Here is a 25584-nt window from a genome sequence, read left to right as displayed (position 1 = left end):
TAAATATTAATTAGAAACATATAAAGGATTATGTCGTCTCACTACGAATCAAGCATTAGGAAACCTTTAGTTATAGGTGATAGAAGCTATCACGATGTAACAGTTGATGTAGCTGCTCCTGTTGAAGGAAAAGCTAATAAACATTGGTGGATTGTATTTACAATCGCATTAACCGCTTTCCTTTGGGGATTAGGTTGTATTATTTACACCGTATCTACAGGTATCGGAACATGGGGTTTGAATAAGACCGTTGGATGGGCTTGGGATATTACCAACTTCGTTTGGTGGGTTGGTATTGGTCACGCAGGAACATTAATTTCTGCAGTACTTTTACTCTTCCGTCAAAGATGGAGAATGGCTATTAACCGTTCTGCAGAAGCAATGACTATTTTCTCAGTTATTCAAGCGGGTTTATTTCCAATTATACACATGGGTCGTCCATGGTTGGCATATTGGGTTTTACCTATACCGAATCAATTTGGTTCATTATGGGTTAACTTTAATTCACCATTACTTTGGGATGTATTTGCAATTTCAACGTATCTATCTGTTTCACTTGTATTTTGGTGGACAGGTTTGCTACCAGATTTTGCTATGTTGAGAGATAGAGCTATAACTCCTTTTAATAAAAGAATTTATTCTATATTAAGTTTTGGATGGAGCGGTAGAGCCAAAGATTGGCAACGTTTTGAAGAAGTATCTTTGGTATTGGCTGGTTTAGCAACTCCACTTGTACTTTCTGTTCACACGATTGTATCGATGGACTTTGCTACATCTGTAATTCCAGGATGGCATACAACGATTTTCCCTCCTTACTTTGTGGCAGGAGCAGTTTTCTCGGGTTTTGCAATGGTAAACACTTTGCTTATTATTATGAGAAAAGTTTCTAACCTTGAGGCTTATATTACTTTGCAACACATTGAGTTGATGAATATTGTAATTATGATTACAGGTTCTATTGTTGGTGTTGCATATATTACTGAGTTATTTATCGCTTGGTATTCAGGTGTTGAATACGAACAATATGCATTTTTGAATAGAGCTACTGGTCCTTACTGGTGGGCATATTGGTCGATGATGACATGTAATGTGTTTTCACCTCAATTTATGTGGTCTAAAAAATTAAGAACAAGTATCATGTTCTCTTTCATTATTTCAATTGTAGTAAATATTGGAATGTGGTTTGAGCGTTTTGTGATCATTGTTACATCATTACATAGAGATTATTTACCGTCTTCTTGGACAATGTTTTCTCCGACTTTTGTTGATATCGGTATTTTTATCGGGACAATTGGATTTTTCTTCGTGTTGTTTTTGTTATACTCTAGAACTTTCCCTGTGATTGCTCAAGCAGAGGTTAAAACAATATTAAAAGGAACGGGAGATAATTATATTAGAGAAAGAGAAGCAAATAAAGATTCACACCATGAGTAATAAAGTAATATACGCCATTTATAATGACGATGATATATTGATGGATGCGGTTAAAAAAACCCGTGCAGCTCATCATCATATTGAAGAAGTTTTTACTCCATTTCCCGTTCACGGGTTGGATAAAGCAATGGGCTTAGCGCCTACAAGATTAGCAATTTGTTCTTTCATATACGGTTGTATAGGTATTTCATTTGCTACTTGGATGATGAATTTTGTAATGATACAAGATTGGCCTCAAGATATTGGTGGTAAACCAAGTTTTAGTTATATTGAAAATATGCCTGCCTTCGTGCCAATTATGTTTGAGATGACTGTATTTTTTGCAGCTCACCTTATGGTTATTACTTTTTACATGAGAAGTAAATTGTGGCCATTCAAAGAAGCTGAAAATCCAGATGTAAGAACTACAGATGATCACTTCTTGATGGAAGTAGCTGTTAATGATAATGAAGAAGCGTTAGTTTCTTTTTTCCAAGGAACAGGCGCTGTAGAAGTTAAAGTAATTGAAAAGCACTAATTAAGATATGAAAAGGGTATATAAAACAGCACTTTTATTAGGCATCACTGTATTAGTGACATCATGTCATAATAATAAATCACCGAACTATCAATACTTTCCTAATATGTACGAATCAGCAGGATATGAAACTTATTCAGAATCTGCTGCTTTTAAAAATGGAAAAGAAGGTCAACTTCCTCCAGATGGTACTATTAACAGAGGGTTTGAGCCATATGAATACGCAAATACTACTGAAGGGTACGAATTAGCAAAAGCAAATTCAAAGTCTCCATTAGATTCTATTGATCGTGGTTCTGAAAAAGGAAAAGAGCTTTTTGAAATTTATTGTATCAGTTGTCATGGAGCATCTGGAAATGGTAAAGGTAAATTGGTAGAAAGAGAGAAATTTTTGGGAGTTCCTAGTTACAAAGATAGAGTTATTACAGAGGGAAGTATTTTTCATGTAGTTACTTATGGTTTGAATTCTATGGGTTCTCATGCTAATCAATTAAGTGCTCACGAACGTTGGTTAGTTGCTGACTACGTTTTGAAGCTTAAAAGCCAATTATAATTGTTGAACAAACTGATCGTAATAGATATGTATACATTTTCAAGTAAATTAAAAACTCTTTCTTTTATCCTAATGGCCGTTGGTTTATTGGGGATTGGGTATGGTTTTTTAAATGCACCTAAAGATATTCAAGAAGTTGAAATTCTTCTTGCTGCTGAGAGCCATGGTGAACATGGTGCTGCTCAACATGAAGAGAGTAAAGTGGCAGATGATGCGCATGGTGCTGCTCATCACGAACAAGCGAAAGTTTCTCATGAAGATGGAGAACATACAAAACATTTAAATCATGTTTTGCACCAGTTGCAAAATAAGCCATGGGCTGCTTTATATGTTGCGTGTATTTTCTTTATGTTAATTTCAATGGGGGTTTTAGCTTTTTATGCTATTCAACAAGTTGCACAAGCGGGATGGTCTCCTGTTTTGTTTAGAGTTATGCAAGGGATTACAGCTTACCTTCCTTATGGTTCTGCTATTTTCTTCTTTATTTTAATTTTATGCGGACTTCATTTTAACCATTTGTTTATTTGGTTAGACCCAGAAGTAGTTGCGCATGATGAGCTTATTGCTAATAAAGCAAGTTATTTGAATTTTCCATTTTGGATAATTCGTGCTGCTATATTTTTGATAGGATGGAATCTATACAGATTTTATTCTGCTAAAAATTGTGTTGCACAAGATGAGGCTAATGATAATTTATTCTACAAAAAGAATTTTAAGATGTCAGCTGGTTTCTTAGTTTTCTTTATTGTATCAGAATCTATTATGTCATGGGATTGGATTATGTCTGTAGATCCACACTGGTTTAGTACTCTTTTCGGATGGTACGTTTTTGCTAGTTTCTTTGTAAGTGGTATTACTACTATTGCTCTTGTAACTGTATATTTGAAATCAAAAGGATATTTAGAGTATGTAAATACTAGTCATATACACGATTTAGCTAAATTTATGTTTGGTATTAGTATTTTCTGGACGTACTTATGGTTCTCTCAATTTATGTTAATCTGGTATGCAGATATTCCTGAAGAAATTACTTATTTTATTACAAGAATTCAATTGTACAACCTTCCTTTCTTTGGTGCTGTAGTTATGAATTTTGTATTCCCATTATTAATTTTATTAAATACTGATTTCAAAAGACTTAGTTGGGTTATCGTTATGGCTGGAACAGTTATATTAGCGGGTCACTATGTTGATTTCTTTAATATGATTATGCCTGGAACAGTAGGTGATCGTTGGTTTATCGGTGTTCCTGAGATTTCATCAGTTCTTTTCTTCTTAGGATTGTTTATCTTTGCAGTGTTTACTGCTTTGACTAAGACTCCTTTGTTACCAAAAAGAAATCCATTTATAGAAGAAAGTAAACATTTTCATTATTAATATTTAAAGAGATAAACAGATGACGAGTTTGTTGGTAATTATAGTTTTAGTTTTATTAGCAGTTGCTCTATGGCAATTGACCAAAATATTTGATCTTACTCAGGTAGGTTCAAATGAGGACAATTCTCAAGTGGCTAATGATAATGATAATAATGTTCAGGGTTATTTGATGTTTGGATTTCTAGCATTCATTTATATACTAACTATTTATGGTTTGTTTAAATGGGGTGGTTTAGTTTTGCATACTCCAGCTTCGGCACATGGTGCTCAAGTAGATAGTTTGATGAATATTTCATGGGTTTTATTGTTTATCGTACAGGCTATTACGCAGGTATTGATTCACTACTTTAGTTTTAAGTATAGAGGAAAGCAAGGTCAAAAGGCTTTATTCTTTGCAGATAATAACAAGCTAGAAGCTGTTTGGAGTATTATTCCAGCTGTTGTTCTTGCAGGTTTGATTCTTTACGGATTGTATGCTTGGACTAACATTATGTTTATAGATGAAGATGAAGATACAGTAGTTATTGAGCTTTATGCTCAGCAATTTAAGTGGTCTGCCCGTTATGCTGGTGAAGATAATGTTCTTGGTAAGGCAAACGTAAGATACATTGAGGGAATCAATACTCTTGGTGTGGATATGTCAGACAAAAATTCTCAAGATGATATTGTAGTTTCAGAATTACACATTCCTAAAGGGAAAAAGGTTCACTTTAAAATGAGGTCGCAGGATGTTTTGCACTCTGCTTATATGCCACATTTTAGAGCTCAAATGAACTGTGTTCCTGGTATGGTTACTGAATTTGCTTTCGAACCAGTTTACACAACAGCTGAGTATAGAGAGTTACCTTATATGATTGAGAAAGTATCTCATATTAATGAGTTAAGAGCTAAAAAATCTATTGATTTAGTGGCTAAGGGTGGAACTGCTCTTGATCCATATACTTTTGATTATTTGTTACTTTGTAATAAAATTTGTGGTGCTTCACATTACAACATGCAAATGAAAATTGTAGTTGATACCCCAGAGGATTATAAAAAATGGTTAAAAGAACAAGCTTTATTGGCTGTACAAGTAAGAGATGCTAACGCTGCTCCTGCACCCGCTGCAGATGGTGAAGGTGTTTCGAAAGATTCAGTAGTTGTTGCTCCTGTAGTAGCAGTAAAATAATTATTAAGAAAATTTAAAGTAAACTTATATGTCAGCAGAAGGTCACGATCACGGACACGATCACGAACACGAACATCATCATAAAGATACATTCATTACTAAATATATTTTTAGTATTGATCATAAGATGATTGCCAAACAATACTTAATTACAGGTATTATTATGGGAGTTATTGGAATTGGTATGTCAATGCTTTTTAGAATGCAATTAGCATGGCCAGAAGAATCTTTTAAAATTTTCAATTTTATTTTAGGTGATAAATGGGCTCCAGATGGAGTAATGAAAAATGACGTCTATTTAGCACTAGTTACCATTCACGGTACCATAATGGTTTTCTTTGTACTGACCGCCGGTCTTAGTGGTACGTTTAGTAATTTGCTGATACCGCTACAAATTGGAGCAAGGGATATGGCTTCTGGATTCATGAATATGATTTCCTATTGGTTGTTCTTTTTGTCAGCTGTTATTATGTTAAGCTCATTATTTGTTGAAGCAGGTCCTGCTTCTGCAGGTTGGACAATTTATCCTCCTTTGAGTGCTTTACCGCAAGCTATTCCTGGTTCAGGAATGGGAATGACTTTATGGTTAATTTCCATGGCTATTTTTATAGCATCTTCTTTGATGGGTTCTTTGAACTATATTGTAACAGTAATTAACTTAAGAACTAAGGGTATGTCTATGACTAGATTACCTCTTACTATCTGGACATTCTTTGTAACTGCTATTATTGGAGTTGTATCGTTTCCTGTTCTTTTGTCAGCTTGTTTATTATTAATCTTTGATAGAAGTTTTGGTACTTCTTTCTTCTTGTCTGATATTTATATCGCTGGTGAGGTTTTACATTATCAAGGTGGTTCTCCTGTATTGTTTGAGCACTTATTTTGGTTCTTAGGTCACCCTGAGGTATATATCGTTATCTTACCTGCGATGGGTCTTGTATCTGAAATTTTAGCTACAAACTCTCGTAAACCAATTTTTGGATATAGAGCGATGATTATGTCTGTTCTTGCAATTGCATTTTTATCTACAATTGTTTGGGGACACCATATGTTTATCTCTGGTATGAATCCATTCTTGGGATCTGTGTTTACTTTTACAACCTTACTGATTGCGATTCCATCTGCTGTAAAAGCATTTAATTGGATCACAACTTTATGGAAAGGAAACTTACAATTGAATCCAGCAATGTTGTTTTCTATCGGAATGGTGTCAACCTTTATTACTGGAGGTTTAACTGGAATTATTTTAGGTGATAGTACATTAGATATTAACGTTCATGATACTTATTTTGTAATTGCTCACTTCCACTTAGTAATGGGTATTTCTGCTCTTTACGGTATGTTTGGAGGTATTTACCATTGGTTCCCAAAATTGTTTGGAAGAATGTTAAATAAAAATATGGGTTATGTTCACTTTTGGGTAACTGCAGTGTGTGCTTATGGTGTTTTCTTCCCGATGCACTTTATTGGACTAGCTGGTTTACCTAGACGTTACTATACTAATACTAACTTTCCATTGTTTGATGATTTACAAAACGTAAACGTTTTGATTACAACATTTGCCTTGGTTGGTGGTGTGTTTCAATTGGTATTTTTGTATAATTTCTTTAGCAGTATCTTTGTTGGTAAGAAAGCAGTACAAAATCCTTGGAGATCAAATACTTTGGAATGGACTACACCGGTAGAGCATATTCACGGTAACTGGCCTGGAGAAATTCCAGAAGTTCACAGATGGCCTTATGATTATTCTAATCCAGGTCATGATGAAGATTTCGTTCCGCAAACGGTTCCAATGAAACCAGGTGAAGAAGTGTTACATCACTAGAAAAAAAATATATTTAAAAAATGCCTTTCTATTACAGAAAGGCATTTTTTATTTTATGAAACTTTGTTATATATTTGTTAGATGAATGAAAATTTAGATCCTACTACAGATGGTTTTGGTTCGGAAGAATTTGATCTTGAAAAAAGATTAAGACCGCTGTCTTTTGATGATTTTGCTGGTCAAGATCAAGTTTTAGAAAACCTCAAGGTTTTTGTGGCAGCAGCTAATCAGCGTAATGAAGCTTTGGATCATACGTTGTTTCATGGTCCTCCAGGTTTGGGTAAAACGACATTGGCAAACATTTTGGCTAATGAATTAGAAGTTGGTATTAAAATTACCTCTGGTCCTGTGTTGGATAAACCGGGTGATTTGGCTGGACTACTGACCAATCTTGACGAACGCGATGTTTTATTTATTGATGAAATTCACCGGTTAAGTCCGATAGTGGAGGAGTACTTATATTCTGCCATGGAAGATTTTAAGATTGATATAATGATTGAGTCTGGTCCTAATGCTAGAACCGTTCAAATTAATCTTAATCCGTTTACTTTGATTGGCGCCACTACGCGCTCAGGATTATTAACTGCGCCAATGCGTGCTCGTTTCGGTATTTCTTCTCGTTTACAATATTATACTACCGAATTATTGACAAGTATTGTAGAGCGATCTTCTTCAATTTTGAAAATGCCAATTTCACATGAAGCTGCTATAGAGATTGCAGGTCGTAGCCGTGGTACACCTCGTATTGCGAATGCCTTATTACGAAGAGTAAGGGATTTTGCTCAAATAAAAGGGAATGGTACTATTGACATTGAAATTGCTCGGTATAGTTTAAAAGCTTTGAACGTTGATGCTCATGGTTTGGATGAGATGGACAACAAGATTTTGACAACTATTATTGATAAGTTCAAAGGAGGTCCAGTTGGTTTGTCAACCTTAGCGACTGCTGTATCTGAAAGTAGTGAAACTATTGAAGAGGTGTATGAGCCATTCCTTATACAAGAAGGTTTTATCATGCGTACACCTAGAGGTAGAGAAGTTACTGATAAAGCTTATAAACATTTGGGACGTATCAAGACCAATATTCAAGGAGGACTTTTTTAGTATTTTAAGCTGTATCTTCTGATTGTGATTTTTTTTTCGAAAAAAAATCAATTAGAGAGTACATACTAATATCCGGAGCCCTATTATGCTGATTTAAAATTTAAAATATTACATTATTTCTAAAACAGAAAATACACAATTCATAAAATTCGAAGCCAAGCGCCTCGGTTTTTTGTCTTGTGGTATTTCTAAAGCTGGTTTTTTAGAAACAGAAGCTCCTAGGTTAGAAAATTGGTTGAACAAAAATCATAATGGTCAAATGGCCTATATGGAGAATCATTTTGATAAACGATTAGATCCAACATTATTGGTAGAAGGCAGTAAGACGGTGGTTTCATTGTTGCTGAATTATTTTCCGGAAAAAAAACAAGTAGAAGATAGTTATAAGATTTCGAAGTATGCTTACGGAACCGATTATCACGCTGTTGTTAAAGACAAGCTAAACGAATTGTTATTTTCGATTAAAACGGCTGTTGGAGATGTGTCTGGTCGTGCTTTTGTGGATTCTGCTCCAGTTTTGGATAAAGCTTGGGCTGCTAAATCTGGTTTGGGATGGATTGGAAAGAACAGTAATCTCATTACACAAAAAGTGGGTTCCTTTTATTTTATAGCGGAACTTATTATTGATTTAGAATTAGACTATGATCATGCGGTAACAGATCACTGTGGTTCGTGCACTGCTTGTTTAGATGCTTGCCCGACTCAAGCGATCATAGCGCCTTATGTGGTAGACGGTAGTAAATGTATTTCTTATTTTACTATTGAATTAAAAGAGAATATTCCTGATAGTATGAAAGGCCAATTTGATGATTGGGCGTTTGGTTGTGATATTTGTCAAGACGTTTGCCCTTGGAATCGTTTTTCTAAACCACATAAGGAACCGCTATTTGATCCTAATTCGCACCTTTTGTCAATGTCAAAAAAAGACTGGGAAGAGATCACTGAGGATACTTTCAAGCATGTTTTTAAAGACTCTCCTCTTAAACGCTCCAAATATTCTGGGATTACTAGAAATATTAAATTCTTGCAATAATTTCAAAATGCTATTTGTTAAGGTTCTTTTACTTGTGAATTCTGTTAAATAATATCGTTCTTAAGTTTTTTTTGGTCAAATTGTTTAGGTTTTTAGTAATATGTTGATTTTTTTTATAACTTTAGTATTCTAAAACTATTATCAATATGACTGTAAATCAAATACTAAGCGTTAAAGGAGGAGATGTGTTCTCTATAGTTTCTACAATTTCTGTTTATGATGCCTTAAAGGTCATGGGCGAAAAAAATGTTGGAGCATTATTGGTGATGGATAATGATGTAATTGTTGGAATCCTCTCAGAAAGAGATTATGCTCGAAAAATAGTTTTGAAAGATAAAACTTCAAAAGATACTTTGGTAAAAGATATTATGGGAACGGGTATTATTACAGTTGCACCAACAGATACTATTGATTATTGCATGAATTTAATGAGTGGTAAGAGAATTAGACATTTACCAGTAGTTGCAAATAATATAGTTCTCGGTGTAGTGTCGATTGGTGACATTGTAAAAGCTACTATTGCTAAACAAAAAAATACAATTGATCACTTGGACTCCTATATAAACGGTACTCAAAGTTAATTAAATATATAATGATTTATAAGGTCGCAAATTATTGCGGCCTTTTTTTGTTTATGTTTCGACTTGTTTTTAAGAAAAGATTAAGATAAAAGCTTCCTTATTAAGTCAAGACTTATATCTTTGTAGATTAGGATAAAAATAAAGAATATGAACAAGGATAGTAAAAGAAGAGAAGCATTATTGTATCATGCAAAGCCCACTCCAGGGAAGATACAAGTAGTTCCAACTAAAAAATATGCCACGCAAAGAGATTTATCATTGGCGTATTCACCGGGTGTTGCAGAGCCTTGTTTGGAAATTGCTAAAGATGTTAATAATGTTTATAAATATACTGCAAAAGGAAATCTAGTAGCTGTAATTTCGAACGGAACCGCAGTGTTAGGTTTAGGTGATATTGGTCCAGAGGCGTCAAAGCCAGTAATGGAAGGTAAAGGGTTGCTTTTTAAAATCTTTGCTGATATTGATGTGTTTGACATTGAAGTGGATACAAAAAATATAGAAGAATTTATCCAAACCGTAAAAAATATTGCACCAACTTTTGGTGGAATTAATTTGGAGGATATTAAAGCTCCAGAATCGTTCGAAATTGAACGTAGGTTGGTTGAAGAATTGAATATTCCGGTAATGCATGATGACCAACATGGTACTGCTATTATTTCTTCAGCAGCACTTATAAACGCATTGGAATTGGCTGAGAAAAAAGCAGAGGATGTAAAGATGGTTGTCTCAGGAGCCGGATCTGCTGCGATAGCTTGTGCTGATTTGTATATGTTGTTGGGTGTAAAACTTGAAAATATTTTGATGTTTAACAGTAAAGGTTTGTTGACCAAAAACAATCCTGCGCTTTCTGAATTACAATTAAAATTTGCCAAAGATATGGAGCCAATCTCTTTAGGAGAAGCTCTAGTAGGTGCTGATGTATTTTTGGGATTATCATCAGGAGATATTATGTCTGCTGATATGTTGTTAGGAATGGCTGAAAATCCTATTGTATTTGCTATGGCAAATCCAAACCCTGAGATTGATTACAATTTAGCAATCCAAACAAGAAAAGATGTGATTATGGCTACGGGTCGTTCAGATCATCCTAATCAGGTTAATAATGTACTTGGTTTTCCATACATTTTTAGAGGAGCACTTGATGTACGTGCAACCAAAATTAATGAAGCGATGAAAATGGCTGCTGTTCAAGCGCTTGCCTTACTTGCAAAAGAGTCGGTACCAGAACAAGTAAACGTTGCCTATGGTGCTACCAAATTAGTTTTTGGTAAAGAATATATTATACCAAAACCTTTTGACCCACGATTGATTTCGATTGTTGCTCCTGCTGTAGCAAAAGCAGCTATGGACTCTGGAGTGGCGCTGAACCCGATCACTGATTGGGCAAAATACGAAGAGGATTTATTGGAGCGTTTAGGTAACGATAATAAAATGCTTCGTATGATCAGCAACAAAGCAAAAATGGATCCGAAAAGGATTGTATTTGCTGAAGCAGAACATCTTGATGTTTTGAAAGCTGCTCAAATTGTATTGGAAGAAGGGGTTGCAATTCCGATCTTATTAGGTAACAAAGAAATAATTTCAGAATTAAAAGGAGAGCTTGGTTTTGATGCTGATGTAGAAATCATCGATCCTAAAGATAAAGCTGAAGACGGAAGAAGAAAGCGTTTTGCAGAAACGTACTTTGAATCTCGTAAAAGACGTGGTATTGCCTTGTATGACGCCCAACGTTTGATGCGTGAGCGTAACTATTTTGCAGCCATGATGATTAATACAGGTGAAGCTGATGGTTTGGTTACTGGACATACGAGAAGTTATGCTACAGTTTTAAAGCCAATGTTACAATTGGTAGGTAAAGCTCCAGGTGCGTCAATAGTAGCGACCACCAATATGATGATGACTGCAAGAGGACCGATGTTTTTGTCTGATACGGCTGTGAATATAGATCCAACTGCTGAAGAATTAGCTAAAATTGCTTTAATGACTGCCAAAACTGCTAGAATGTTTGGTGTAGAGCCTGTTATTGCGATGGTTTCGTATTCTAATTTCGGATCATCTTCAAATCCAAAAGCAAATAAAGTGAGAGAAGCAGTTGCCTATTTACACGAACATCATCCTGATTTAATTGTGGATGGTGAGATACAGTCTGACTTTGCATTGAATCCGGAATTGTTAAAAGAAAAATTTCCGTTTTCTACATTGGTAGGTAAAAAAGTGAATATACTTATTTTCCCTAATTTGGATGCTGCAAACATTACTTATAAGTTGCTGAAAGAGTTGAATAAAGTAGAATCTATCGGGCCAATTATGATGGGTATGAGCAAACCAGTACACATTTTTCAATTGGGTGCAGGTGTTGAAGAGATGGTTAATATGGCAACAATTGCTGTTTTAGATGCACAAGAAAAAGGAAAAAGAAAAAAATAATTGAAGTAATAATTAACACACCTATAACTCGATTCTGTTGAGTTATAGGTGTTTTTATTGATGATATGATAGCACATTTACAAGGGAAATTAGTTGAAAAAACACCAACCGATGTTGTAATCGATTGTGGTGGAGTGGGGTATCATGTCAATATTTCGTTGCATACGTATTCATTACTACCTACAACAGATTTTATAAAGTTGTTTACTTACCTTCAAATAAAGGAGGATTCACATACTTTATTTGGCTTTGTAGAAAAATCAGAAAGAGAAATTTTCAAATTGTTGATTTCAGTTTCAGGAATAGGTGCTAATATTGCACGACAAATGTTGTCGTCCATGGATCCAAAGCAAATTATCAATGCTATTGCTTCTGGTGATGTGGCTACAATTCAATCTATTAAAGGTATTGGAATCAAAACAGCGCAACGTGTTATTTTGGATTTGAAAGAAAAAATGTTGAAATTGTACGATATCGATGAAGTTTCGATTTCGCAAAGCAATACAAATAGAGATGAAGCGTTATCTGCTCTAGAGGTGTTAGGCTTTGTTCGAAAAGCTTCTGAGAAAATAATTGAAAAAATCGTTAAGGAAGACCCAGATGCTTCTGTAGAAACGATTATAAAGAAGGCGTTGAAAAACTTATAAAAAACAAAACACGACTATATGTGTAGGAATTTTACTTTTTTGCTTGTTTTATTTTGTGGATTTGTATCAATGGCTCAGGTTAATGTAGAGCCACAGGATACTATAAAAAAAGGCTATTCTTTGGGAAGAGTCAAAATGAAAGAACCACAAAGTATACTTTCAGCATACACATATGATCCAAAAACAGATCGTTATATTTATACCAATTCTGTTGATGGTTTTTCTATTAATTATCCTATTATTCTAACTCCAAAGGAATATGAAGATTTGGTTGTAAAAGAATCTATGAGAGATTATTTTAAACAAAAATCGGATGCTATTGATGGAAAAAAAGCAGGTAGTGAAGACGCAAAAAAAGATTTATTACCCAAATATTATGTAAATAGCGGTTTTTTTGAGACTATTTTTGGGAGTAATACTATCGACGTAAAGCCAACTGGTTCTGTTGAAATGGATTTGGGTGCACGATATTCAAAACAAGACAATCCGTCTTTTTCTCCTAGAAATCGCTCCAATTTAGCGTTTGATTTTAATCAAAGAATCAGCATGAGTTTGATGGGGAAGGTGGGTACACGTTTAAATGTAAATGCTAACTACGACACACAATCTACTTTTGCTTTTCAAAATTTACTTAAATTAGATTACACACCTACAGAAGACGATATTATCCAAAAAATTGAAGTCGGAAATGTAAGTATGCCACTTAACAGTTCGTTAATTCGAGGAGCACAAAGCTTATTTGGTTTGAAGGCTCAATTGCAATTTGGTAAAACTACCGTGACAGGAGTTTTCTCTGAACAAAAATCACAAACAAAAAGTGTAGTAGTGCAGGGTGGAGGTACTATTCAAGACTTTGATGTCTACGCTTTGGATTATGATAACGATAGACACTTTTTCTTATCTCAATATTTTAGAAATAAGTACGATTCTGCTTTGACAAATTATCCTTTTATTGATAGCAGGGTTCAAATTACCCGATTAGAAGTTTGGGTGACCAACAAGCAAAATAGAATAACTACCAACTCAAATAATCTTCGAAATATTATTGCGTTACAAGATTTAGGTGAAGCTGAGTATACTGGTATTGACAATAGTAACTTGGTAGTTAAAGCAACACCTGCGGGCATGTTTAACAATCCTATCAATAGCCCTACAGATAATAAAAATAATAAGTACGATCCAGGGCAAATAGGTGTCGGGAGCAGTTTATTGAATGGTGATATTCGAGAAATGGCTACTGCCAACACAGGTTTCAACGGATTTACAGCTAGAGAAGGCCAAGATTATTCGAAATTGGAAAATGCTAGAAAACTTTTGCCGAACGAATATTCTTATAATACTCAATTAGGGTATATATCATTGCAGCAACGTTTGTCAAATGACGAAGTTTTGGCGGTTGCTTTTGAATATACTATTGGTGATAAAGTATATCAAGTTGGAGAATTTGGAAACGATGGTATCGAGTCTACAGTAGTTACAGGAACAAATTCAAATCAAGCGGTAATAACGCAAAGTTTGATTTTGAAATTATTGAAAAGTAATTTAACGAATGTAGGTAATCCGATATGGAATTTGATGATGAAGAATATTTATCAAATCCCGGGTGCTTATCAAGTAAAGCAGGGAGACTTTAGATTTAATATTTTATATACAGATCCATCGCCGATAAATTATATAACGGAGGCTATAACTTCTGCAGGTGCTAAAGTTCCTTTTCCAGCGAATCCAGATGTTAAAGATAAAATTGCCGAAAATCCTTTGTTGAAGGTCTTTAATTTGGATAAATTAAATTACAACAATGATCCACAAACAGGTGGAGATGGTTTTTTTGATTTTATCGAAGGATTAACAATGGATTCACAAAACGGACGAATTATATTTACATCCAAAGAACCTTTTGGACAATTGTTGTTTGATAAATTAAAAGATAAAAATAATCCTACTGATGTAAGTAATTATGCAGATCCAACGACTTACAATGGCAATCAGAAAAAATATGTTTTCCCTAGTATGTATCGTAGTACACAATCGGGTGCATTGCAGGACAGTGATAAAAATAAATTTTTACTTCGAGGAAAATATAAATCTACAGGAAGTGACGGTATTCCTATTGGAGCCTTCAATGTGCCTCAAGGATCTGTTGTTGTAACGGCAGGTGGACGTAAGTTGGTTGAGGGTATTGACTATAGTGTCAATTATCAGTTAGGTCGTGTCCAGATTTTGGATGCTTCTTTACAAGCTTCAAATACTCCGATCAATGTATCTTTAGAAAACAATTCTATTTTTGGCCAGCAAACCACTCGTTTTATGGGTGTGAATGTGGAGCACAAAATTTCAGATAAATTTGTTGTTGGTGGGACTCTATTAAAAATGAGCGAAAGACCTTTTACTACTAAATCAAATTATGGTCAAGAATCTATAAATAATACTATTTTTGGCTTTAACACCAACTTCTCCACTGAGGTTCCGTTTTTTACACGTCTAGTTAATAAATTACCGAACGTTGATACCGATGTACCGTCTAATTTATCTGTACGCGGTGAAATTGCTTTCTTGAAACCAAATGCTTCAAAAATCGATAGTTTTGGAGGAGAGAGCACCATTTATGTAGATGATTTTGAGGGTTCTACTTCAACAATTGATATGCGATCTGCTTATGCTTGGAGCCTTGCTTCTACGCCAGAGAGCAATATGAATAGTGCTTATAACTTTTTTGGTACAGCAAACGATTTAACCTACGGTTACAAGAGATCCAAATTGGCATGGTACACGATTGACCCAATATTTTATACTTCAAAACCAGCTGGAATTTCAAACAGTGATCTTTCTTTAAATAAAACTAGAAGGGTTTATAGTAGAGAACTTTATCCTGTTACCGATATTGCTTTAGGACAAACGCAAGTGGTAAGCACGTTAGACTTAACCTATTTTCCTTCTGAAAGAGGGCCTTATAATAACAATGCAAATTTCTCAGTTAACCCAAGAGATAATTTTGGGGGTATAATGAGAGCTATTAATTCGACCAATTTCGAACAAGGAAATGTAGAATATATTCAGTTTTGGGTACAAGATCCTTATGTAGGTAACGGTACAGTTTCTCCAGGAAATACCGGAAAAGTATATTTTAACCTAGGTGAAATATCTGAAGATGTTTTGAAAGATAATAGAAAGCAATTTGAAAACGGTTTAGGACCAGATCAAATTTTGACTAATCCTAGACCACTGTGGGGAGATGTTCCTGCATCTCAATCTTTGATTTATGCCTTTGATACGGATGTAAATAATAGATCAAATCAAGATGTTGGTTTGGACGGATTAGCAAACGGACAAGAAGCAGAGGTATATAATAATTTTGCAAGTGCTGCCGATCCAGCTGCTGATGATTACACTTATTACTTAAATACTACCGGGAGTATCGTTGATCGTTATAAAAATTATAACGGTTTACAAGGAAACTCTGCTGTAGATATTAATGATGCCAATCGTGCGGCCACAACTGCACCAGATGTTGAAGATGTTAACCGTGATAATACGATGAATACAATCAATGCTTACTATGAATACAGTATTGATATGAGACAAGGAATGCAAATTGGTGATAGTAATATTACCGATATACGTGAGACTCAGGTAGATTTGCCAAATGGTGAGACTACTTCTGCTCGTTGGTTGCAATTCAAAATTCCGGTAGCTCAACCGCAAAATAAAATTGGAGAGATTACCGATTTTAGATCGATTCGCTTTATGAGAATGTTTATGACAGGTTTTGACCAAGAGGTAACTTTGCGTTTCGGATCATTAGACCTCGTACGTGGAGAGTGGAGACGTTATACCAATACACTTGATTTTTCAGACACCAATCCAACAGATGATGGTACAGATCTAGATGTTTTGGCTGTAAATATTCAAGAGAACAATGCACGTTGTCCTATAAATTATATTCAACCTCCGGGTGTTGTGAGAGAGCAACTCTTTAATAACAATACAGTCATTAATCAAAATGAGCAGTCGCTTTCTTTGCGCGTATCAGGTAGTGGATTAGAACCAAAAGATTCAAGAGCAGTTTATAAAAATGTAAGTATTGATATGCGTCAGTACAAGAAATTAAAAATGTTCTTGCATGCTGAATCTTTGCCTAACCAAGCCTTGTTGAATGATGATCAATTAGTTGGTTTTATTCGTTTTGGAAATGACTTTACAGATAACTTTTATCAAATAGAAATTCCGTTAAAAGTAACACAACCTTCTGGATGTGCAAAACTAAGCGAAGAGGTAGTTTGGCCCGAAAGTAATCAGATTGATTTAGCACTTAGTTTATTGACTAGTTTAAAAATTAGGTCGAGAACAATCGATATTTCTACCTTACCCTTGGATGGAATCTATTTCCAAGATGAAGATGAGCTCGATAATAGCTTGGGTTCGAAATCGAATAAATTAACGCTGGGTGTCAAAGGGAATCCAAATTTTGGTTTGGTACGTACCTTGATGGTCGGGATAAAAAGTAATGCGACTACTGCCGAAGGGAAAGTAAAAGGTGAGGTTTGGTTCAATGAGCTACGTCTTGCAGGTATGGATAACTCAGGAGGTATGGCTGCTTTGTTAAACGTAGATACCAATTTAGCCGATTTTGCTACTATCTCTGCAACAGGTAAGAAAAGCACTGTTGGTTTTGGAGCTATTGAGCAAGGTGCAAACGAGCGTAGTCGTGAAGATATTCAGCAATATAATATAGTGACCAATATTAATTTGGGTAAATTATTACCAAGTAAATGGGGAATAAATTTGCCGTTCAATTACTCCGTTGGAGAAGAAACTATTACACCGCTTTATGATCCTTTTAATTCTGATATCAAAATTAAAGAGTTATTAGCAAATACCGAAAGTCAAGCAGAGAAAGATAATATAGTTAATAGAGCAATTGATTATACCAAGAGAACAAGTATTAATCTTATAGGAGTTAGAAAACAAAGAAGTCCGGAGCAAAAACAACATGTTTATGATCCTGAAAACTTTACTTTTTCTCAATCCTTAAATACTGTAGAACGTCATGATTATGAGATAGAAGATTATTTGGACCAACAGTCAATAACTTCTGTGGACTATTCATATAATTTTAATTCTAAGCCGATAGAGCCTTTCAAGAAAACAAAATTCATGAAAAAAAGTTCGTATTGGAAAATGTTGAGTGACTTTAATTTTAATTATTTACCGTCAAGTATCACCTTTAATACCAATATTAATAGACAATATAACCGCCAACAATTTAGACAAGTTGAAGTAGAAGGTATCGGGTTAGATCCTTTGTACAGAAGAAATTTTGGCTTTAATTACCAGTACGGTGTGAACTTTAATTTGACAAAATCATTGAAGCTAAACTACACTGCCTCGTCAGCAAATATTGTTAAGAATTATTTGAATTCAGATGATGAGCTGATTGAGAACTTTAGTATTTGGGATGGCTATTGGGACAGTGGTGATCCATACAACCATACACAACAATTGGTATTGAATTATGATATTCCAATTAACAAAATTCCTTTGTTTAGTTTTGTAAAAGCAAATTATACTTATACAGGGAATTATAGTTGGCAACGATCATCGACTTCCTTATCTAATATAGAAATTGATGGTGCTAATTATAATCTAGGAAATACGATTCAGAATGCAAGATCACATACCTTGAACGGGTCGTTGAACATGGAGATGCTGTACAAGTACTTGGGTCTCACGAAAAATACTGGCGGTAAGCAGTTGATAACCCCTAAAGCATTGCCAAAACCAGGTGAAAAAGTAGTAAATATAGCGTCAAATAATGCGCAAGAAAAAGGAAGTCCATTCATGGATGGATTGATTGGTGTTTTGACTAGTGTTAAAAATATTCAGTTTAATTATACTGACAATAGCGGAACGGTGCTGCCGGGTTATACTCCTGGATTAGGATTTTTTGGTACTTCAAAACCAACATTAGGTTTTATCTTTGGTAGTCAAGAAGACGTACGTTATGAAGCGGCTAAGAATGGTTGGTTAACGAATTATCAAGACTTTAATCAAAATTTCACACAAGTAAGTACAAAAGCTTTCAAAGGAACTGCCAATGTAGATTTGTTTCCTGATTTGAAAATTGATTTAACTGCTGACAGAACGTATTCGAGTAACTATTCAGAACAGTACGATGTGTCTGCAGATGGAACATATAATTCTCGCTCACCCTATACTTACGGAATGTTTTCTATTTCGACAGTGATGATTGGATCTGCTTTTTCACAAAGAAACGAAATATCTTCTGTTGTTTTTGATGAATTTAGGGATAATAGATTGGTAGTCGCAAATCGTTTGGCAACGGCAAAAGGGATTGATATAAATAATGTGGCAAATATTGATGCAGATGGATATCCTATAGGTTTTGGCAAAACCAGTCAAGCGGTATTGTTGCCTTCTTTCTTAGCAGCATACACAGGTGGAGATGCAGGATCAACTTCTTTAGGAGCATTTAGGAATTTCCCGATTCCAAACTGGTCAGTTAAATATAATGGTCTAATGCGTTACGGCATGTTCAAAAAGCATTTTAAACGTTTTTCATTACAGCATAATTACCGAGCTTCGTACACGGTTAATCAGTACAGATCTAATTTTAATTATGATGCTAATCCTAATGGGACAGACGATAACGGAAATTTTTATAGCAAAACACTTATTTCGAATATTAACTTAGTCGAACAGTTTAATCCTTTAATTAGAGTTGATTTCGAATTAAAAAATGCTTTCAAGTTCTTAACAGAAATTAAAAAGGATAGAGCGTTATCAATGAGTTTTGATAACAATTTACTTACTGAGGTAAAAGGACTTGAGTATGTAGTTGGATTAGGATATCGATTTAAAGATGTGATATTCTCTTCTCGATTGGCAGATAATCCAACGGGCGTTATTAAAGGAGATATCAATCTAAAAGCTGATTTGTCGTATCGAAATAATCAAACTATTGTGCGTTATTTAAGTTATGACAATAATCAATTGGCAGGAGGTCAAAATATTTGGTCTGTGAAAATGACGGCAGATTATTCCTTTAGTAAAAACCTAACGGCAATATTTTATTATGATCACTCTTTTTCTCAAGCGGTCATTTCGACGAGTTTCCCTTTGACAAATATTCGTTCAGGGTTTACACTACGATATAATTTTGGTAATTAATTTTAGATCCGAAGACAAATTAAATAGAAGATTGTTACATTTGCAATATAAAAATTAGTACTAATTATCAATAAAAATAAAATGAGTATACCATCAAATTTAAAATATACTAAAGATCACGAATGGGTTAGTTTAGAAGGTGATATTGCTACAGTAGGAATTACGCACTTTGCTCAAAAAGAGTTGGGTGATATTGTATATGTAGAAGTAGAAACTTTGGATCAAGTACTTGAAAAAGATGAAGTTTTTGGAACAGTAGAAGCTGTAAAAACAGTTTCAGATTTGTTCTTGCCTTTGGCTGGAGAAATTGTTTCCTTCAACGAAGAGCTTGAAAGTACTCCTGAAGCAGTAAATACAGATCCTTATGGAGCAGGATGGATGATCAAGGTTAAAGTTACAGATGTAGCTGATTTTGAAACATTACTTTCTGATGAAGAGTATAAAGCATTGATTGGTGCTTAAAAAGCTTTTTTTGGGTGCAGCGATAAGTTGGACCTTTATAGTACTCGTAATGTGTTTGGCACCGCTTGATGGTGCTCCAAAAATCAGAATTGATAATTTTGATAAATACGTTCACGCTACTTTTCATTTTGTGTTTACCACATTGTGGTTTCTTTACTTTCGATTAGAGTTTAAAGAGAGTGCGATATCAAAAGCACTAACAAGTGCCTTTCTTTTTTCGGTAAGTACGGGTATAGCTATTGAGTTTATGCAAAAATATTTTACTGAAAACCGAGCTGCCGACCCTTTAGATGTGGTGGCAAATATGTTTGGAGCAACGATAGCCATAGCGTTCTGCTGCTATTTAGGTAGTTTGAAAATTATAAAAAATTGTTTGAAATAGTTAAAATCCCACTTAGGTGGGATTTTTTTTTTAGGATCGTATTTATACTGTATTTAATTTTGGTAGGTTTGCATTGTACGCTTTTTTATCGAATGAGTTCTACGCTTAGATGGTGTAGTGGGCATGAGTTTAGTAATATTTGAATTTTTTATGAAAAAATATTTTATTGTTTCTACGTTTTTAATAGTGTTTTGTTCCTCTTTTGGACAAAATGGAGCGGTGGGTCTTGAGGAGCGTTTTCCTGTATTCGAAAATTGTAAAGGAAAAGAAAGTATCGATTTAGAAAGTTGTTTCTACTCGGAAGTTCAAGCTTTTGTTTTTCAGAATTTTGTTGTCTCTGATCATTTGATAGAAAATAAATTCACAGGAGTAGTAAGGGTATTGTTTGAAGTGGATGCCAATGGTGTATTTAAGGTGGTATTTGTAAATGCTGTTGACGAAAATCTAATCAAAGAGACCAAAAGAGTTTTTGCTAAATTCGGAAAAATACAGCCTGCTACTTATAATGGTAAACCAACTTACTCGCAATATAATTTCTCCTTTACAATTCCTTTGCAAAGCGCAGATGTAAAAGTTGTTCCAGTAAATGCAGCTGCCGTAGCAACTCAAAACCAACAATTGACAGAGTTAGATCGAATAGTTTATAAAAAATTTGAAAGTCCAGAGCTTCATAGTCATTTAAATATTCCTTTTTCTCATAGTTATTATTCGCATTTTGATGCCGCGATGAATCAAGTGGGTAGTAATAATCATACGGCTTCAAAACCTTATACATATACTGAAGTGAATAAGTATTATGATATCGAAAAAGAAAATGACAAGCTCAAAAAAAAGGCCGATGGTTGGTGGGCTCGAAAGTTATGGAATGAAAATATGGTTGCCATTCAAGGAGATGGTTATTGGTTTACATTAAATCCTGTTGTCGATTTACAATTAGGTAAAGCCAGTCAAAGTATTGCTTCGTACACCTACGTGAATACGCGCGCTATCAATTTGAGAGGTGGTTTGGGTACACAACTGAATTTCACCACGACTATCTATGAAAGTCAAGGTAGATTTGCAGATTATTTTAATAGATATGCCGAATCGATAAAACCTGTAGGTGGTGATCCAGCCATTATTCCTGGTGTAGGTATAGCCAAAAGTTTTAAATCGGATGCCTATGATTTTCCTTTAGCTGAGGCGAACTTAACGTATACGCCTAGTAAATTTATTGATTTGCAATTGGGTTATGGTCGAAATTTTATTGGTGATGGTTACCGTTCGTTGTTAGAGGCTGACGGAGCTAGTCCTTATCCATATTTTAAAATCAATACAAATTTTTGGAAAATAAAATATACCAATACCTTTATGTGGCTCAAAGATGTACGACCAGAGGTTACCTTAGAGCGTACCTATGCCACGAAATTTATGGCTAATCATTATTTGAGCTGGAATGTTTCAAACAAACTTAATTTAGGTTTTTTTGAATCGGTGATTTGGACCAATACCAATGATAGAGGTTTTGATGCTAGTTTTGTAAATCCCCTTATTTTTTACCGTTCGGTAGAGTTCGCTTCGTCCGCACGTACCGGTAACGCAATGTTGGGAATGACTTTCAAGTACAAATGGAATAATAAAGTTAACTTTTATGGGCAGTTTTTGCTAGATGAATTTTCATTGGGTGATGTTAAAGAGAGAGATAATAGTTGGAAAAATAAATTTGGGTATCAATTGGGAGCCAAATATTATAATGCCTTTAATGTTGAAAACTTGTTACTGCAGTTAGAATTTAATCATGTACGTCCTTATGTGTACTCGCACAGTGATCCTATTACAAATTATGGGCACAACAATCAAAGTATGGGGCACCAATGGGGCGGTAATTTCGAGGAGCTTGTAGCAATAGCTAGGTACCGTAAAGGTCGTTTGTATGCAGATGCAAAGTTTACTGTAGGTGTTCGAGGATTTGACTTTGCAGATACGGGAGATAATTCAAATTACGGTGGTAATATTTATCGAGATTATGATGTTGATCGCTATGCAGACTCAGGCGTGGTGGTAGGGCAAGGAAACAAAACTAATATTTTTATTGGAGATGTGCAGGCAGGTTATTTGGTTAATCCAGCAACCAATTTAAAAGTGTTTGCAAGCATTATTTATAGAAATGTAAATCCGTTGCAAAATACTGCCACGGTATTTAAAGAAAGTACGAATTGGTTTAGTATTGGTTTGCGTACTGATGTGTTTAATTGGTATTTTGATTATTAATTGCTGAGATTGGTTTTTTTAACGGTTTTATTGAAAAAATCTAAAATCTAGCTTCTATATTCTCCAATCTAATTTGTACCTTTGCGCAAGTTTAAAAATCAAATAAAGTCCGCTTGAATTCTATACAAAATACATTTTCTGTTAAATCCCTTTTTTCTGATTTTAAAGAAATTACTAAGGCTGGACTTGCTATTAGTGTTTTGTTTTCATCGATTGCAGGATATCTGTTAGGTTTCAGTGATGAACATCCTTTTCAATGGTCTGTTTTGGCAATGTTGATGGTTGGTGGATATTGTATGGTGGGTGCTTCAAATGCTTTTAATCAGGTAATTGAAAAAGATTTGGATATTTTAATGGATCGTACCAAGAATCGTCCGGTACCATCTGGTAGAATGTCATCTTCTGTTGCGCTTTTAGTAGCGACTTTATTAACAGTGACAGGAATTGTATTGCTTTATTTGATCAATCCGAAAACAGCAATGTTTGGTGCGATTTCAATTTTTTTATATACAAGTGTTTACACACCACTTAAAACGGTGACTTCGTTGTCAGTTTTCGTAGGTGCATTTCCAGGAGCGATTCCGTTCATGTTAGGATGGGTAGCAGCAAGTGGAGATTTTGGAATTGAAGCAGGGACCTTATTTTTGATTCAGTTCTTTTGGCAATTCCCGCATTTTTGGGCTATCGGCTGGTTTTTGTATGATGATTATGAGAAGGCAAATATATTCATGTTACCTACTGGTAAAAAAGATAAAGGAACTGCATTGCAAGTTATTTTATATACCGTTTGGTTGGTAATAGCTTCTTTGTTACCTTCTTTTGGGTATACAGGTCAATTATTTATTGGTATTTATGCTGCAATTGTGGTATTTTTGCTTGGAGTATGGATGTTATTTTATGCAGTTAAGTTATATAAAGAGAGAACTGCAAAAGCTGCGAGAACATTAATGTTAGTTAGTGTTGCATATATATCGTTGCTGCAAATTGTTTATATAGTAGATAAATTTTTAAGATAATTATGGGAATGACGATGACAACAGAGGAGCACCAATCCCGAACAAGTAGATCATACAAAATGATCTTAATGTTTGCGATGATAAGCATGGTGATGATGTTTGCAGGACTTACAAGTGCTTATATTGTAAGTAAATCTAGGGTAGACTGGTTGAAAGACTTTCACTTTCCTACTGCTTTTTTTGGTAGCACATTAGTTATTATTGGGTGTAGTGTTACCATCTATTTGGCTAAAACTGCTATTAAAAAAGATAATCGACAAGCTACTACAGGGTATTTATTGAGTACTTTGGTTTTGGGTTTATTGTTCGTTGTTTTGCAGTTTGTAGGCTTTTCGCAGTTGATAGCTATGGGGTATTATCCTACGGGGGCATCTAGCGTAATTACGACAACTTTTATGTATGTTATAGCAGTTGTCCACTTGTTGCACCTTGCTGGAGGGCTTATTTCATTACTAATTGTAATTTATAATCATTTTAAACAAAAGTACAATGCTACTCAAACTCTTGGTATAGAACTAGCTGCGATGTATTGGCATTTTCTAGATATTTTGTGGGTGTGTTTATTTGTATTTTTATATTTCTTTAAATAAGAAAAAAACGTAAATTTGGGAACTTTTTAATGAATAATTTTTATGGGAGCGACAGTTAGTACTGCAGACAATCAAGGAAAAATTTGGGGAGGTGGCGAAAACGAGCCAATGGGAGCAAGTTATGGTAAATTAATGATGTGGTTTTTTATCGTGTCAGATGCCTTAACGTTCTCAGCATTTTTAGGAGCCTACGGTTTTTCAAGGTTTAAATTTATTGAAACATGGCCTTTGGCTGATGAGGTGTTTACACACTTTCCATTTATGCATGGAGTATCTGCTCCGATGTATTATGTGGCGTTAATGACTTTTATTTTGATTTTTTCATCTGTTACAATGGTTTTGGCTGTTGATGCAGGTCATCAAATGAAGAAAAGTAAAGTAGCAGTTTACATGTTTCTAACCATTATCGGAGGTTTAATCTTCGTTGGTTCTCAAGCTTGGGAGTGGAAAAACTTCATCAAAGGAGAATACGGAGCTATTGAGACTAAAGGTGGTAGTTTGTTGCAATTTGTTGACAAAGACTGTAAGCGGGTAGCTTTAGCTGAATTTGCTGCAACTCTTCCAGAAGAAAGAGAACAACATACAAAAAATAAAGGTGTTTGGTTTTTAGGTGAAGGATCTTTGCCAACTTATTCAGTTGCTGAAGTGCAAGCAGGATTTAAAGCACATCCTGAATTGTTGATTAGAACGGAACATGTTAACCAAGATACAAAACAAAAAACAATTTTATCTAGAGCGGAGTCTGATACTCGTTTAGCAGATGCTAGTTATGTAGTTGAAGGAGCGAACTTAATTAGAAACGAATACGGGAATAAATTATTTGCTGATTTCTTTTTCTTTATTACAGGTTTCCACGGTTTCCACGTAATTTCTGGAATAATAATCAATATTATTATTTTCTTCAATGTTCTTGTTGGAACGTATGAAAAACGTAAGAGTTATGAAATGGTTGAAAAAGTTGGATTATACTGGCACTTCGTAGATTTAGTTTGGGTGTTTGTATTTACAGTTTTCTATCTAGTTTAATTTT

At 34.7% G+C, this 25584-nt stretch carries 18 protein-coding genes; all 18 read left to right on the top strand.

Annotated features, from left to right (window positions below; genetic code table 11):
* Nucleotides 1-30 precede the first annotated feature (30 nt).
* The 18 genes from nrfD to FFWV33_RS01785 all read left to right on the top strand — a co-directional run bounded on the left by nrfD (nucleotide 31) and on the right by FFWV33_RS01785 (nucleotide 25580).
* A complete protein-coding gene (nrfD, locus tag FFWV33_RS01870; RefSeq protein ID WP_108739323.1) occupies nucleotides 31-1434 on the top strand; it encodes an NrfD/PsrC family molybdoenzyme membrane anchor subunit in 1404 nt (467 codons plus the stop codon).
* Nucleotides 1427-1951: a DUF3341 domain-containing protein gene (locus tag FFWV33_RS01865; protein ID WP_108739322.1), complete on the top strand. Its 525-nt coding sequence runs from the start codon at nucleotides 1427-1429 to the stop codon at nucleotides 1949-1951. The genes nrfD and FFWV33_RS01865 overlap by 8 nt, the downstream gene beginning before the upstream one ends.
* Before the next feature lie 7 nt (nucleotides 1952-1958).
* Nucleotides 1959-2504: a c-type cytochrome gene (locus FFWV33_RS01860; protein ID WP_108739321.1), complete on the top strand. Its 546-nt coding sequence runs from the start codon at nucleotides 1959-1961 to the stop codon at nucleotides 2502-2504.
* A gap of 27 nt (nucleotides 2505-2531) precedes the next feature.
* On the top strand, nucleotides 2532-3881 hold the full coding sequence (locus FFWV33_RS01855) for a cation-translocating P-type ATPase (protein WP_108742427.1): 1350 nt from the start codon (nucleotides 2532-2534) through the stop codon (nucleotides 3879-3881).
* A gap of 19 nt (nucleotides 3882-3900) precedes the next feature.
* Nucleotides 3901-5049, top strand: coding sequence for a cytochrome c oxidase subunit II (locus FFWV33_RS01850; RefSeq protein ID WP_108739320.1), 1149 nt, complete (start codon nucleotides 3901-3903; stop codon nucleotides 5047-5049).
* Nucleotides 5050-5077: 28 nt separating this feature from the next.
* Nucleotides 5078-6874 (top strand): cytochrome c oxidase subunit I, encoded by a 1797-nt coding sequence (locus FFWV33_RS01845; RefSeq protein WP_108739319.1) that lies wholly within the window; start codon nucleotides 5078-5080, stop codon nucleotides 6872-6874.
* An 81-nt stretch (nucleotides 6875-6955) separates the two neighbouring features.
* Nucleotides 6956-7978 carry a Holliday junction branch migration DNA helicase RuvB gene (ruvB, locus tag FFWV33_RS01840; protein ID WP_108739318.1) on the top strand — a complete coding sequence of 341 codons (1023 nt, stop codon included), beginning with the start codon at nucleotides 6956-6958 and terminating at the stop codon, nucleotides 7976-7978.
* Between the two features lie 112 nt (nucleotides 7979-8090).
* On the top strand, nucleotides 8091-9011 hold the full coding sequence (gene queG / locus FFWV33_RS01835; protein WP_108739317.1) for a tRNA epoxyqueuosine(34) reductase QueG: 921 nt from the start codon (nucleotides 8091-8093) through the stop codon (nucleotides 9009-9011).
* A gap of 146 nt (nucleotides 9012-9157) precedes the next feature.
* Nucleotides 9158-9592 carry a CBS domain-containing protein gene (locus FFWV33_RS01830; protein WP_108739316.1) on the top strand — a complete coding sequence of 145 codons (435 nt, stop codon included), beginning with the start codon at nucleotides 9158-9160 and terminating at the stop codon, nucleotides 9590-9592.
* 147 nt (nucleotides 9593-9739) lie between these two features.
* Nucleotides 9740-12019: an NADP-dependent malic enzyme gene (locus tag FFWV33_RS01825; RefSeq protein WP_108739315.1), complete on the top strand. Its 2280-nt coding sequence runs from the start codon at nucleotides 9740-9742 to the stop codon at nucleotides 12017-12019.
* 65 nt (nucleotides 12020-12084) lie between these two features.
* A complete protein-coding gene (ruvA, locus tag FFWV33_RS01820; RefSeq protein ID WP_108739314.1) occupies nucleotides 12085-12666 on the top strand; it encodes a Holliday junction branch migration protein RuvA in 582 nt (193 codons plus the stop codon).
* A gap of 18 nt (nucleotides 12667-12684) precedes the next feature.
* Nucleotides 12685-19854, top strand: a complete 7170-nt coding sequence (gene sov / locus FFWV33_RS01815) for a T9SS outer membrane translocon Sov/SprA (RefSeq protein ID WP_108739313.1) — start codon at nucleotides 12685-12687, stop codon at nucleotides 19852-19854.
* Nucleotides 19855-19935: 81 nt separating this feature from the next.
* A complete protein-coding gene (gene gcvH / locus FFWV33_RS01810; RefSeq protein ID WP_108739312.1) occupies nucleotides 19936-20316 on the top strand; it encodes a glycine cleavage system protein GcvH in 381 nt (126 codons plus the stop codon).
* A 10-nt stretch (nucleotides 20317-20326) separates the two neighbouring features.
* On the top strand, nucleotides 20327-20698 hold the full coding sequence (locus FFWV33_RS01805) for a VanZ family protein (protein WP_245891621.1): 372 nt from the start codon (nucleotides 20327-20329) through the stop codon (nucleotides 20696-20698).
* A 150-nt stretch (nucleotides 20699-20848) separates the two neighbouring features.
* Nucleotides 20849-22948, top strand: a complete 2100-nt coding sequence (locus FFWV33_RS01800) for a gliding motility protein RemB (RefSeq protein WP_108739311.1) — start codon at nucleotides 20849-20851, stop codon at nucleotides 22946-22948.
* Between the two features lie 113 nt (nucleotides 22949-23061).
* On the top strand, nucleotides 23062-23964 hold the full coding sequence (gene cyoE, locus FFWV33_RS01795) for a heme o synthase (protein ID WP_108739310.1): 903 nt from the start codon (nucleotides 23062-23064) through the stop codon (nucleotides 23962-23964).
* Between the two features lie 2 nt (nucleotides 23965-23966).
* Nucleotides 23967-24554 carry a cytochrome c oxidase subunit 3 gene (locus FFWV33_RS01790; RefSeq protein WP_108739309.1) on the top strand — a complete coding sequence of 196 codons (588 nt, stop codon included), beginning with the start codon at nucleotides 23967-23969 and terminating at the stop codon, nucleotides 24552-24554.
* 42 nt (nucleotides 24555-24596) lie between these two features.
* Nucleotides 24597-25580 carry a cytochrome c oxidase subunit 3 gene (locus tag FFWV33_RS01785; protein WP_108739308.1) on the top strand — a complete coding sequence of 328 codons (984 nt, stop codon included), beginning with the start codon at nucleotides 24597-24599 and terminating at the stop codon, nucleotides 25578-25580.
* The last annotated feature ends 4 nt before the right edge of the window (nucleotides 25581-25584 follow it).

It is taken from the genome of Flavobacterium faecale, assembly GCF_003076455.1.
GTDB lineage: Bacteria > Bacteroidota > Bacteroidia > Flavobacteriales > Flavobacteriaceae > Flavobacterium > Flavobacterium faecale.
The sequence above is the reverse complement of the archived record's forward strand: the minus strand, read 5'-3'. Positions and strand labels throughout refer to the sequence as shown.

Excerpts from the sequence above, each read along its gene's own strand:
- FFWV33_RS01790 (WP_108739309.1), top strand. The coding sequence starts at position 23,967 with ATGGGAATGACGATGACAACAGAGGAGCACCAATCCCGAACAAGTAGA.
- FFWV33_RS01860 (WP_108739321.1), top strand. The coding sequence starts at position 1,959 with ATGAAAAGGGTATATAAAACAGCACTTTTATTAGGCATCACTGTATTA.
- nrfD (WP_108739323.1), top strand. The coding sequence starts at position 31 with ATGTCGTCTCACTACGAATCAAGCATTAGGAAACCTTTAGTTATAGGT.
- FFWV33_RS01800 (WP_108739311.1), top strand. The coding sequence starts at position 20,849 with ATGAAAAAATATTTTATTGTTTCTACGTTTTTAATAGTGTTTTGTTCC.
- FFWV33_RS01845 (WP_108739319.1), top strand. The coding sequence starts at position 5,078 with ATGTCAGCAGAAGGTCACGATCACGGACACGATCACGAACACGAACAT.
- FFWV33_RS01850 (WP_108739320.1), top strand. The coding sequence starts at position 3,901 with ATGACGAGTTTGTTGGTAATTATAGTTTTAGTTTTATTAGCAGTTGCT.
- ruvA (WP_108739314.1), top strand. The coding sequence starts at position 12,085 with ATGATAGCACATTTACAAGGGAAATTAGTTGAAAAAACACCAACCGAT.
- FFWV33_RS01785 (WP_108739308.1), top strand. The coding sequence starts at position 24,597 with ATGGGAGCGACAGTTAGTACTGCAGACAATCAAGGAAAAATTTGGGGA.
- FFWV33_RS01825 (WP_108739315.1), top strand. The coding sequence starts at position 9,740 with ATGAACAAGGATAGTAAAAGAAGAGAAGCATTATTGTATCATGCAAAG.
- FFWV33_RS01830 (WP_108739316.1), top strand. The coding sequence starts at position 9,158 with ATGACTGTAAATCAAATACTAAGCGTTAAAGGAGGAGATGTGTTCTCT.
- ruvB (WP_108739318.1), top strand. The coding sequence starts at position 6,956 with ATGAATGAAAATTTAGATCCTACTACAGATGGTTTTGGTTCGGAAGAA.
- sov (WP_108739313.1), top strand. The coding sequence starts at position 12,685 with ATGTGTAGGAATTTTACTTTTTTGCTTGTTTTATTTTGTGGATTTGTA.
- gcvH (WP_108739312.1), top strand. The coding sequence starts at position 19,936 with ATGAGTATACCATCAAATTTAAAATATACTAAAGATCACGAATGGGTT.
- FFWV33_RS01865 (WP_108739322.1), top strand. The coding sequence starts at position 1,427 with ATGAGTAATAAAGTAATATACGCCATTTATAATGACGATGATATATTG.
- FFWV33_RS01855 (WP_108742427.1), top strand. The coding sequence starts at position 2,532 with ATGTATACATTTTCAAGTAAATTAAAAACTCTTTCTTTTATCCTAATG.